The sequence below is a fragment of the Sporolactobacillus vineae DSM 21990 = SL153 genome (genome assembly GCF_000377985.1).
Taxonomy (GTDB): Bacteria; Bacillota; Bacilli; order Bacillales; family Sporolactobacillaceae; genus Sporolactobacillus; species Sporolactobacillus vineae.
This window is the reverse complement of record NZ_KB899068.1, coordinates 1-11,047: the sequence shown is the minus strand read 5'-3', so window position 1 is coordinate 11,047 and position 11,047 is coordinate 1. Positions and strand designations below refer to the sequence as shown.

General features: G+C 38.6%; 10 protein-coding genes and 1 pseudogene. 5 read left to right on the top strand and 6 right to left on the bottom strand.

The genetic code is table 11. The features are described 5' to 3' along the window. Positions 1 to 33: 33 nt before the first annotated feature. Positions 34 to 834, top strand: a complete 801-nt coding sequence (locus tag D889_RS0114285) for an AAA family ATPase (RefSeq protein ID WP_026039150.1) — start codon at positions 34 to 36, stop codon at positions 832 to 834. Between the two features lie 120 nt (positions 835 to 954). Here the strand turns inward: D889_RS0114285 and D889_RS0114280 are convergent, their stop codons facing one another. The 6 genes and pseudogenes from D889_RS0114280 to D889_RS0114255 form a co-directional block, all read right to left on the bottom strand. Continuing rightward, a complete protein-coding gene (locus D889_RS0114280; RefSeq protein WP_248676845.1) occupies positions 955 to 1,200 on the bottom strand; it encodes an integrase in 246 nt (81 codons plus the stop codon). A gap of 468 nt (positions 1,201 to 1,668) precedes the next feature. Beyond that, the gene (gene kwaA / locus D889_RS0114275) at positions 1,669 to 2,253 is read right to left on the bottom strand and encodes an anti-phage protein KwaA (RefSeq protein ID WP_010632858.1); all 585 of its coding nucleotides are present in this window, start codon (positions 2,251 to 2,253) and stop codon (positions 1,669 to 1,671) included. A gap of 19 nt (positions 2,254 to 2,272) precedes the next feature. Further along, positions 2,273 to 3,187 carry a Kiwa anti-phage protein KwaB-like domain-containing protein gene (locus D889_RS0114270; RefSeq protein WP_018962445.1) on the bottom strand — a complete coding sequence of 305 codons (915 nt, stop codon included), beginning with the start codon at positions 3,185 to 3,187 and terminating at the stop codon, positions 2,273 to 2,275. Positions 3,188 to 3,321: 134 nt separating this feature from the next. Then, the gene (locus D889_RS0114265; RefSeq protein ID WP_010632860.1) at positions 3,322 to 3,927 is read right to left on the bottom strand and encodes a hypothetical protein; all 606 of its coding nucleotides are present in this window, start codon (positions 3,925 to 3,927) and stop codon (positions 3,322 to 3,324) included. 17 nt (positions 3,928 to 3,944) lie between these two features. Next, positions 3,945 to 4,622 (bottom strand): annotated as a pseudogene (locus D889_RS15930) (PIN-like domain-containing protein). A 334-nt stretch (positions 4,623 to 4,956) separates the two neighbouring features. Beyond that, entirely contained in the window at positions 4,957 to 5,751 is a 795-nt protein-coding gene (locus tag D889_RS0114255; protein ID WP_010632862.1) for a hypothetical protein, read from the bottom strand. 1,094 nt (positions 5,752 to 6,845) lie between these two features. On the opposite strand from D889_RS0114255, the gene D889_RS0114245 reads away from it, so the two are divergent. From D889_RS0114245 to D889_RS0114230, 4 genes are all read left to right on the top strand, one after another. Continuing rightward, a complete protein-coding gene (locus D889_RS0114245; RefSeq protein ID WP_238537738.1) occupies positions 6,846 to 8,039 on the top strand; it encodes a hypothetical protein in 1,194 nt (397 codons plus the stop codon). A gap of 9 nt (positions 8,040 to 8,048) precedes the next feature. Continuing rightward, on the top strand, positions 8,049 to 8,546 hold the full coding sequence (locus D889_RS0114240) for an NUDIX hydrolase (RefSeq protein ID WP_010632865.1): 498 nt from the start codon (positions 8,049 to 8,051) through the stop codon (positions 8,544 to 8,546). 39 nt (positions 8,547 to 8,585) lie between these two features. Next, a complete protein-coding gene (gene rfbB, locus D889_RS0114235) occupies positions 8,586 to 9,608 on the top strand; it encodes a dTDP-glucose 4,6-dehydratase (protein ID WP_010632866.1) in 1,023 nt (340 codons plus the stop codon). A 105-nt stretch (positions 9,609 to 9,713) separates the two neighbouring features. Further along, on the top strand, positions 9,714 to 10,559 hold the full coding sequence (locus tag D889_RS0114230; RefSeq protein WP_010632867.1) for a hypothetical protein: 846 nt from the start codon (positions 9,714 to 9,716) through the stop codon (positions 10,557 to 10,559). The last annotated feature ends 488 nt before the right edge of the window (positions 10,560 to 11,047 follow it).

Genomic DNA, 11,047 nt, shown 5'->3' with positions numbered 1-11,047 from the left:
CCTTCCGTAAAGTGATCGAGGAAGGTGAACGCCTTGTATGAAGTGTTCTATCATATGAGTCAAACCCCTTTTTCACGGTCCGTTCCGACGGATGCCCTCTATGCCTCTCTTCCAATGGATGAGATTTTAGGGCGCTTGACTTATGCGGCTAAACGTCAACTCTTCGCTGTCGTTACTGGCGATTGTGGCACAGGGAAAACAACAACCATTCGTCGGTTTACAGACCAATTGGATGCATCAAAATACAGTGTGTTGTATCTGGCCGACTCTAAGCTGACACCTCGGCATTTTTATAAGGGGCTGCTGGAACAGCTGGGATGCGAAGCTCGGTTTTACCGGGGAGATGCCAAGCGCCAGTTGCATCATGAGATTGAACTGATGCGAGGAATCCATGGTATTCAACCGGTGGTTGTTGTGGATGAGGCCCATCTTCTGGATCGGGAGATGTTGGAGGAGGTCCGGTTTCTGCTCAATTTCAAAATGGACTCTCAAAGTCCGATGGCTCTGATTTTGGTCGGGCAAAGTGAGCTGTGGAACCGGCTGCACCTGCAGTCTTATGCGGCGATCCGGCAACGGATTGATCTTCAATGTAAGTTGGGCCATTATGATCGCTCAGAAACCGGAGCCTACATAACCAGTCATCTGAAGTATGCCGGCTGTGACCATCCCGTTTTTTCAGATGGAGCGATTGATGAGATTCACCGTTATTCAGGCGGCGCAGCTCGCTTAATTAATAAGGTGTGTACCCATAGTCTCTTGTATGGCGCACAAAACGCTCATCCCATTCTTGATGACAGGATGGTCAAACGTGTCATTGACGGCGAATTATCCTGATCTGATAAGAACATATAAAATTAAAGCGATGGCGTTTGAACCATCGCTGATTTTTTACCGGCACATGGACAAGTTACCCGTCAATTCATGGACAAATGACCCCGTCATCTAGTGAACACCTTACGGTGTCATTAACACCTCCAGTGCTTTTTCTGGATAGAGAAATTCCTCAATCCACTGATCAGTCATATCGTCATCCAGAGGACAGGCCAGACCTTTTTTCTTAGCCCTTTGGATGATTTCTGTGACCTTCTGCCGAGAATTCCCCGTACTTGAGGCAATACCTCGCAGACTCACGCCTTCCTCATGAAGTTCCAGTACTTTTCGATAGTAAAGAGAACACCTCCTGAAAAATGAATTTGGCACACCTGCGGTGTGCTCACTCATTATACAGGAGGGATTGAGTGGTAAATAGGGTTGTCATTAATTGGTACATTGTTTGGCATTAGGTGGTAAAAAAGATGGCAGAGGTGTACATTCTGTTGGCTGTAATCACCATAAGCAACTTGCTTCAGCAGGTCTGAATAGCTGGAGATACTGGTCGTGTCATAAGCCCAATAGCCATTCTCCTGACAACGCTTCTTGCGACGTGAGAAAGACTGGTTCTTTCCTGCTTCAGAGATGGATCACATCAAGACCGAATTCTGTTACAATCGCTCTTGGCGAGGCGTCTCAAGACTTCATGACCGAGCTGGATATCTATATCGAGTGGTATAATACCTGTTGCAGGGGGCATGAGCCCGCAAAAATACCGTCAGGCCACGGCTGCCTAGCTGTGCTGGTCCAGGAAAAAAGCCGAACGCCCCTTCAATTGTCTAGTATCCTAAAATTTGGCTATTTTTCAAGCTTTAATATATAAACATTTCCTATGATATGCCAAACAAGTACTTTTTTCTTTAATTTTAGCCCTCTCTTGACCTGGCTTGGTTTAATCTTGGACAAATAAATATTCTCATTATCTGAATAAACTCGATAGCCCAATAGTGACAGTACAGGATTCAGATAGATCAAATCATTTTTAACATAAATTACTCCAATCGTTACAAACAGTAATGAATTAATAATAAGGCTAGAGCTACTCTTAACATTTAGCGACAGAATGGGGATTACATAAGTGACAACATAGCTCATAACTTCATCTTTTAGTAAGCTCATATTGGGTATTACAATTAGGCTTTTTGATGTTTTCCAATTTGTGAAGATGACAATTGCTAATATTGATATTACCATTAAAAACGTAATTATTATCCAGAAAATTCTCGTTTCAATACCTAAATTATGCCAATTATTTTCCCAAATTATTTTATACCAAACATCATGCTTATTATTCTTTGCTAAACTAATATTAGCAATAGCTAAAAACACAAATAACGGCATGTATGATGAAATGAAGAATAATGATTTAACAAAGTTATTCATATGAGTACCTCTTGTTAAATTACGAAGGATCTACTCCTTTTCGCTTAAATAATAAAGACTCATAATATGCGTCAGACATTAAATTTGTTATCTCAAACAATTCGCTTTTTGATCCGTCATAGTTTATTTTTCCTTTTTCATCAAGATTTATATCCAAATCGAATTCCGCTATAACAGTCTGAATGCCTGAAAAGTTATTAAAAAATTTTGGAAGCTGATCCTTAGTATTTACTAACTTCGTTATCTTTTTGGTTATCCTTGCATCTGATAAGCAATCTTCTTTAAATTGTTCGAAATGTGATATTCTATTCTGTTCCTTAATAATAGCCATTGCCTGGTTTGTTTTTTCGGAAAAATAGTCTTTCATGTTAAAAATTCTTTCCAATGCAATACGATTTATAATCAAGGCCTCACCATTAAAAATGAGAATATCAAATGTACCATCAAGCCCAAAAAAATCATTTTCAATTTTAACAAATTGATTTCCAAACATTTGTCCAATAAAACCAGCTTCTCTTATTTTTCTCATTTTATTTATTCTACGAAATATTAATAGGCTGTCTTTTTTTAAAACGTATTCTATAACGTAAAATGTAATCTTATCGGGAACCAGCTCACTTAAATCCTTTTCTGCATTTTCATAATTTATTTTATCAATAATGTCTGGAATATCTGCCAATCCATCAATAGGCGATACTTGTAATGTATCGTCTTCAGTAATACTGGGATTATATTCCACCTGCTTAAAAGTAAATAACCTAAGTGATAGTGAATTTTTAACTAGATCATTTATTGATTCTCTAACACTATCATTTATTTCCGGATAATATGTACAATAATTGCCCGATTCTTTTTCAACAAAGAACAACTTAATTCTGTTTTCAAATGGTTGATTGAGCTGTCCTATCTCATGTTTAATTAAATCAATATCCATTGACACCATCCCCTTTAAAAAACATTTCGCCAAAAGGATAGATAATCCTCTATGAATATTGGCTTTTTTTAGCACCTATATATTAGTCACATCGTAAGACAGATTATATTGACAAAAAAATCTTGTTTTTCCAATTAATCTTCATCATAAATTAGATTTGCGTCATCGATGTTGAAACTCTGTAAGTCAATTTCTTCAGAAAAATAATCGCGTAAAACGTCAAAATCATGGTCACATATTGCGTCAAGAATTTGCTCTGCTTTTAAGTCCTCATCATCTTTTGGAGTTAATACTATTGAAACACTAGCCAAAATAGATACTTGGTATTCCTTTGAAAATGTTTCATCCTGCGACCACATGCTTTCAACTGAAGTTTCAACTTCACAGGACACATTCCCACTTAAAAACATTTGATTATCTTCAACTTTTACAGACCAATCAAAAAAGTCTAGGTCGCTTGCATCAAGAATTTCAACGTTGCTTATTGGATCGTCAACAAATTCTTGCAAATCTCCATTATTGATAAAGGAACTTTCAAGCATTCCATTCTTGTTGAGCAATTCTAACGCATTTTCCGCCCCCAGTATATTACTCACATTATCATCAATACTTAGGTTTAGAAAATATGAAAGTGCATGCTCTGCTGCGATGTCGCTTATCGCAAGAAATAAGATAGACGTTGATGCAATTTGGACATCATTGTCTGATAAACCAGTCTTAGAAGAAAATTCACGACGCATGAAATCGTGTAACCCTATTATTTATTTTCGTCAAATTCCCACCAATCCCTTTTGATATCTCCAGTAACAAAAAGAAGAGGACGCTTATCAGAATGACAATGCCTAATTGATTCCTTCCAAAGTATCAAATCCCCAAATTTCTGTGTTCCGGTTGGATCATTATGATCTTTTTTTTCATCAAGATAACCAGGCCCAAGGTGAGCGGCGTACCTTTTCTCACCCTCATCATATATATTGATTAATTCCTTGGGAGTAAAGCCGTTTCCATATTGTCCAATCTGAATTAGAGAGTCAAACAGCTCTTTAGGTTTATTAGCCTTCAACCAAAGCTTCTGTTCTTCAGACCAGTTATCTTTGGGGTTATCCTGATCATATGAGAGCATACTTTCAATTTCATCCAATTTCGAACTAACGGAGGTTGATAGCTGATCAGTTTCTGGTAAAAAAAGCGTTTAGATTTATTAATTTTCTTAGTGACATCAGCTTTTGCCGTGTTAATTATTGACCTTAATTCACGTCTGAATGATTTAGGTAATTGAAATTGGACTTTTTGCAATTTTGGTGAGTGCTTATCAAACACTAATTACTTGACAGAGAATCCATATATTGGATTTAAGCGCATTATAAACTGATAGAAGTGCTTTTGCCTCGTCAGGGCTATATCTATACAAGTCTAGCCAGCTACTTGTGTCAATAGTGATAATTGGCTTTTTCTCACCAATAAATTTTCAAATTTGTGCAGCAGTTGTCTGTGTCTTCAATGCTGTAACCTCCAAAAATAATTTTATGTTCGATTATTGATGCTTTCTGGTTTTATTAGTTTATTTCAGCTTAATATTGTAATGTTTAGATTATAATCAGCATTCCTAGGAATCGTTGGCAGAGCCGCCTATGTAAATACTGAAAATGTTCGATAAGAAGCAACAAATTCCTGTAAAAAAAATAAAAAAAAGGAACAGCATAGAGGCCTGTTGCTAATTCCTCAGTGTGTCAATGACACTCACTACGGTGACAATGTTTTGCCCAATCTCATTTGCTGAACTCATAGAAATCGTCCTTTCTGAGTGGATGAACTTCTTCCCAATTCAAGTGCATATGCCTGGGAGTGAAGACGTACGTCTTGTGTGCGCGCCAATGCTCTGTGAGCTGACCATTGATCCCAAAACCGGAGAACCCATGGAAATGATAGAGTTCTTTCTTATGCAATAGTTTCTTCAAATCGCTAATAATCAGGTTCTCGCCCTGGTTTAGGTTTGTGGTTAGTTCGGGATTCTTTAATGCCTCATAAACATCCTGCCAGTTCATAAAGCCGAGCTGAATCGAAGGGGCAATAATTCTTCGCTTGTATATATCCGTTCGGACCTTCTTCATTGTGTTAAATGGAGCAATAAACAGGAGATATCCTTGACGATCCTTCTTATGTTTTTCGATCATCTCAGAATATCGTGCCAATTGATTTTGGCTGTGAATGTAATCTGTTTGCTTTTCAGTATCCTCATCTTCAGAGGACAGCATACTGTCCAGTTTTACTTCAATGCCGATCACAGCACGTTCAGAAGTCAGCAATAAATCTATTTCATCATTCTGGATTCTCTTCCAGAACTGAAAGTTGAACGGATAACCGTGCAATGAGTTTATAAACTTCTTCCAATGGTTATTGGCATCCTTATCATGAAACTGGGCTGTAGCCAAGACATATTTCGAACCCTTTTCAAAAGGAAGGTAGCGCAGTGTTCCAAAGAAATCTCCGGTCAGGTTGTCTTCCAGTCGGTCTGAGAGATTGCTGCCGGTCTGTGAAATCTTATTATGTATTTCTGCGATCATGACATCTATTCACCTTCATTCCGATTAATGGATAACTATCTATATAATTCCATATCAATAATCGACTTCCTGCCGGATTTTGCAAAATTATTGAGTTTCCCGATACTTTAGTTGGAAATTCAGCGCTTTTTAAAGAATTTTGAAGGATTGCGACGAATAACTAATATACAACCAGGTGTGATGCGGCATATTGAAAAATTGGTTAATCGAAAAAGGTGCATAAAAGAGGGAGGACCTTAAATGAGTCTTACAGATATGATTGATGAACTGGCTGCTTATCCAAGTAATGACCGAACGTTCAATCAGTACAGTTATAACTATGAACTGGGCAAGCATACACGTAAAAATCTATTTCTTTACTTGAGAGCGATGAGTAAGATAAGCTGCCACACGTTTACTTGTTGGTGAAGCGCCCGGTTATCACGGATGCAGATGGACCGGTATTCCGTTTACCAGCGAGAAGGTCATTTTGAGTCATCTGAGTTCTCAATTTTTATTAAATCAGGACTACTATGTATCCCCAGAGGGGCATGCCGAACAAACGGCAACCATTGTCTGGGACGTGCTGGATCAACTTCATAGATATCCATTAATGTGGAATGCTTTTCCTTTCCATCCTTTTCAGAGAGACAACCCTACGAAGAACAGAACTCCTACAATTTAGAGAACTGAAAGTAGGCAGTGTCTTTCTTGATGGGCTGATTCCTCTGTTTGATATCAAAACGATTATTGCGGTAGGCAATAATGCAGAAAATACACTGAATAGAATCGGGATTAACTGCTACAAGATTCGTCACCCATCCCATGGAGGGAAGCAAGATTTTATTCAGGGTATGAAGACTAATTGTGTTTGAGAGATTTTATTAGGAATTTGCGATTGTGATTGATATCCGATTTCAATTCAATTAATGGGCTACTATCTATAGAATTAACGTCCTGTCAGATTACTTGATCTCTGGTATGATAGAAGCAATTAATGTCGAGTTGATCAGTGCCTTTTTAAATTCTGGCAGGTGAATTTCGTAGTGATCAGACAAAGATGCTCGCTTTCTGACCTATATTTTATTTTTGCGGACAATGTTTACCAAAAAAATATGAGCGATGCTGAGTTTAAGGCACTGATCAATTTCTATGCCCTTTTTTACGGCCGTATTATTATACCAGACACATTTTTTATCAATAATCAGCATCTCTTACGGCTGATCGGAACAAAGGGTGGAGAAGACTATCTAAAGGGTCGGATCATTGTCCCGGCGTTAAGAAACAACATGAAGAGCCTGGCAGACTTGTATTCCGGCTTTGAGAAAAATCATACTCTGGTGTCTGACCATATGGATAAAGGGGAAGAACTGGGGATTCTTGAAAGTGTGACCAGTGATCAATGCCTTAAATGGAATAAAAGCGATATTGCCCAGAACTTTACACGGAATATTGCCGCAAATCTTGGGAATCTTGAACTGGATACAGTTCAGAAACGTGTCTTTCAAGATCAGGTTCTGCAGCAATCAAGGGATAATGTACCAATGACGCGAAAACGTCTGAGAGATCTCATTTTGCATATGATCCAGCTGGATGAACGAGCAAAGTCGACACTTCTGAATTATATTGATATTAATTACAATTTCAACATACCCAACTATTTTCAATGTTCCGCGGCCTATCCGGAACGCATCGCTAAACCTCATGAGGAAAAAGTTTCTCCGGATCAGGTTTTCTTCAAGGAGCATCACTGGTCCCAGCGTCAGGCACAGGTCATTGCGAAAAATAATACTGTGTCAACTTCAATTTTCAATATGGGCATCCTGTCCTCATTGCAGCCTGATCAGATTCTCTACATTCGAAAACAGAAAGAATACAAGCGATTAATGAAGAGCTTTCGCAGGATGGGGAATGCCAGAAAAGAAGAAGAGATTGAAGACAGCATATTCGATTTTATCTATATGTATGAAAATGAATTACCAAAGATCGTAACCAGAGACATTAAACAACAGGTCGTCAAGCAACGGAAAGTGCTGAGGATCCAGACACTGTTCAAGGGTGCAACAAACGAAGGAACCGATCTGGGAATAAATTATATCGGGATGGCACTGGACGGTGTCGAACAGATGATAGGTTCCAGGTTGATCGGCCAATTGGTTAATATTGTGACGGGGCCGATGGCGAAGAAAACGCAAAGAAAAATCAATCGCCTGGATTTTAAGGGAAGATGTAAGGTTGAACAATTGAAGAATGATCGGAATATTTATGATACGATTCGTTCATTTTCCCTGAATTCGCTCAGAAAGTAGGCTCTGTTCATGGATCGACAGATTATTTATCAGAATGATTTTTTTAATGTTTACATAGATCACAGAAATGTCCTTTCACTCAAAAACCTTAAGGGCGGAGCGGCTGTTCTGCCTGTAACATCGGACAATAAACTCATTTTGCTTAATATATACAGAGCAGCATTTGGAAAGCAAATGCTGGAGATCCCAAGAGGTTTTCGCGAAGAAGGGGAAACGACACGTCTGGCAGCAAGCAGAGAGCTGATGGAGGAAATTTCAGGGATCAGTGATCACTATATTAACTTAGGCACTATTCATCCGGACAGTGGGATCATTGATGAAGAACTGGCTATATATTTGGCACTCAATGTGACATGGGATATCACAAAATTGCAGTCCGAGGAGGGCATTAAAAACGTATGCCTCCTTGATTTCTCTGACGCGTATCGAATGGCCGATAATGGAGAAATAACGGACAGCTTTACGATTGCCGCGTTACTGCGGAGCAAAAAATATCTGCTTGAATAATGATTATTTATGTAACTTCAGAATATGGAGTGATGATCTATGCGTCTTCTTGTCGCCGGCGGAGCCGGATTTATCGGCAGTAACTTTGTCCATCATATGATCAAGTTCCATCCTGAGGATACAGTGGTGAACTATGATCTGTTGACTTATGCCGGCAATCTGGAGAATCTGAAGGATATAGAAGATCACCCCACTTATCATTTCGTTCACGGGGATATTCGTAATCGTGAACTGCTGGAATATGTCTTTGATCAGTTTGACATAGATACGGTGGTCAACTTTGCGGCCGAATCACATGTGGATCGCAGTATCACCGAACCGGATCTGTTTGTAAAATCCAATGTGTTAGGCACACAGAATTTGCTTGATGTCGCGAAAAGCAAGCAGGTGACGAAGTATCTGCAAATCTCAACGGATGAAGTGTATGGTTCTCTAGGAGCAGATGGCTTTTTTACGGAAACCACGCCACTTGCACCAAACAGCCCTTACTCAGCGAGTAAGGCCTCTGCTGATCTGATGGTTCGGGCTTACTATGAAACGTATGGAATGAATATAAACATCACACGCTGCTCTAACAACTATGGCCCCTATCATTTCCCGGAAAAGCTGATTCCACTGGTGATCACGAATGCACTGGAAGACAAAGAACTGCCGGTCTATGGCGACGGACAGAATATCCGCGACTGGCTGTATGTGGAGGATCACTGCGCAGCCATTGATCTGGTGCTACATAAAGGTAAACCGGGTGAAGTCTATAATGTCGGTGGTCATAATGAAAAACGGAATATCGATATTGTTGAACTGATCGTTGATACACTCGGTAAATCCTGCGATCTGATCAAACATGTCTCTGACCGTCCGGGCCATGACCGCCGCTATGCGATTGACCCGACAAAAATCGAAACTGAGCTGGGATGGAAACCGCAATATACGTTTGAGACGGCGATCAAGAAAACCATTCAATGGTATCTTGATTATGAAGACTGGTGGCGTAAGATCAAGTCCGGAGAGTATATGGACTATTACAAGAAGCAGTATGGGTCGAAGAGCTATGTCAAGTAAGCCATTAGTGACAGGGGCACATGGCCAACTATTATCCGTTCAAGCTTTATAAAGGATTCATATAGTTTGGTCAAAGTGACAAGGAAATTAGGGGAGAGACTTTAAATGGAGCAAAAGAAGTGCTTCTTGATATCTCCAATTGGAGAGGATGAATCAGAAGCGAGAGAAAAAGTAGATTCACTTATTGATGATGTTTTAGATCCTCTTTTACAGAGAAGAGCTTATAGAGTATATGTGTCTCATCGTATAAGAAAAACAGGTTCAGTATTGGAACCAATAATAGGGCACATATTAAATGATGATTTAGTTATTGCTAATTTAACAGGTTTAAATCCAAATGTTTTATATGAATTGGCAATTCGTCATGCTTGTAACTTGCCAGCGATTGTCATTGCAGAAAAAGGTACTCGACTTCCATTTGATCTCACAGATGAGAGAACCTTTTTCTATACTGATAGTTTTCATGGAGCATCATTGTTGACGGAGGATCTGAATGAAGTTCTTAGTGAAATGGGACAAAATGAAGAGTATGATAATCCAATATATAGATCAATCAGTGCAGAAAATATTATGAAAGGTAATAAATCATCTAATTTTGAAAAAAGTATTATTGCTCGTTTCAATAGACTGGAGAGTCTCATAAAAAGTAATCGTTATCAAAATTTAATTCCTAATACAGATGATATCATTAACATAAGAGTAAAAATCAATGAGCCACAGGAAGAAAAATGTTTTAAATTGTTTGAAAATCATCTTTTACAATTATCTTATATAACTTCATTTATAAAGATTCCTAATAAAAACGCTGGAAAGGATTGTTTTAAATATTTAATTCCAAGTATAAATAGTCAGGAGTTTCTAGCTCGTATTACTTTTGATTTGATGAAGTATTTTGAAAAAAATAATATTGGTATTTTATTACAAGGTGCCGGAATTGGTTACGGAGATTGAGCGAGTGAAAAGGTACCCTTTATCAAAACTTGATTTTGACAGTTGTGGCCACATTCGTCGGGGTCTCAAACCCATTGTTGATTCTTTTGCAATAATTCTCAGTTTCTTCTTTATGTGCTTGGACTCGAGTTTGTCAGTATTAGTACACTAATATTAATGATTAATTTCTTGGATCTCCATATTATGCTTTTTTCTAAGTATATTAAACCTGAATTATTCATAGCACTAAACCTTAGAGGTGATAAACGTTGAGAAAACAAGATTAACCTGGATTTCTTATTTTCACCCATTAAGTGAAAAAAGTGAATGAAAAAGGAGCCCCTCCTTGGTATGATTAATTTGTGAGAACCAAACATACAAGGTAAGGGGACTCCTCATATGATCAGTGTAAAAGAAACGTCGCTTCAGTTCAATAAAAAAATCAAGATCGATTTTTCAGGTGGGGCTCTTTCCTCCGACTCAGGACTGCTGCTCTATCGGGAATTCGA

What these genes read in the sequence shown, in the direction of transcription:
- kwaA (WP_010632858.1), bottom strand. Translation starts at nt 2,253, where the DNA reads ATGAATAACTTTGTTAAATCATTATTCTTCATTTCATCATACATGCCG.
- D889_RS0114270 (WP_018962445.1), bottom strand. Translation starts at nt 3,187, where the DNA reads ATGGATATTGATTTAATTAAACATGAGATAGGACAGCTCAATCAACCA.
- D889_RS0114265 (WP_010632860.1), bottom strand. Translation starts at nt 3,927, where the DNA reads ATGCGTCGTGAATTTTCTTCTAAGACTGGTTTATCAGACAATGATGTC.
- D889_RS0114255 (WP_010632862.1), bottom strand. Translation starts at nt 5,751, where the DNA reads ATGATCGCAGAAATACATAATAAGATTTCACAGACCGGCAGCAATCTC.
- D889_RS0114245 (WP_238537738.1), top strand. Translation starts at nt 6,846, where the DNA reads ATGAGCGATGCTGAGTTTAAGGCACTGATCAATTTCTATGCCCTTTTT.
- D889_RS0114240 (WP_010632865.1), top strand. Translation starts at nt 8,049, where the DNA reads ATGGATCGACAGATTATTTATCAGAATGATTTTTTTAATGTTTACATA.
- rfbB (WP_010632866.1), top strand. Translation starts at nt 8,586, where the DNA reads ATGCGTCTTCTTGTCGCCGGCGGAGCCGGATTTATCGGCAGTAACTTT.
- D889_RS0114230 (WP_010632867.1), top strand. Translation starts at nt 9,714, where the DNA reads ATGGAGCAAAAGAAGTGCTTCTTGATATCTCCAATTGGAGAGGATGAA.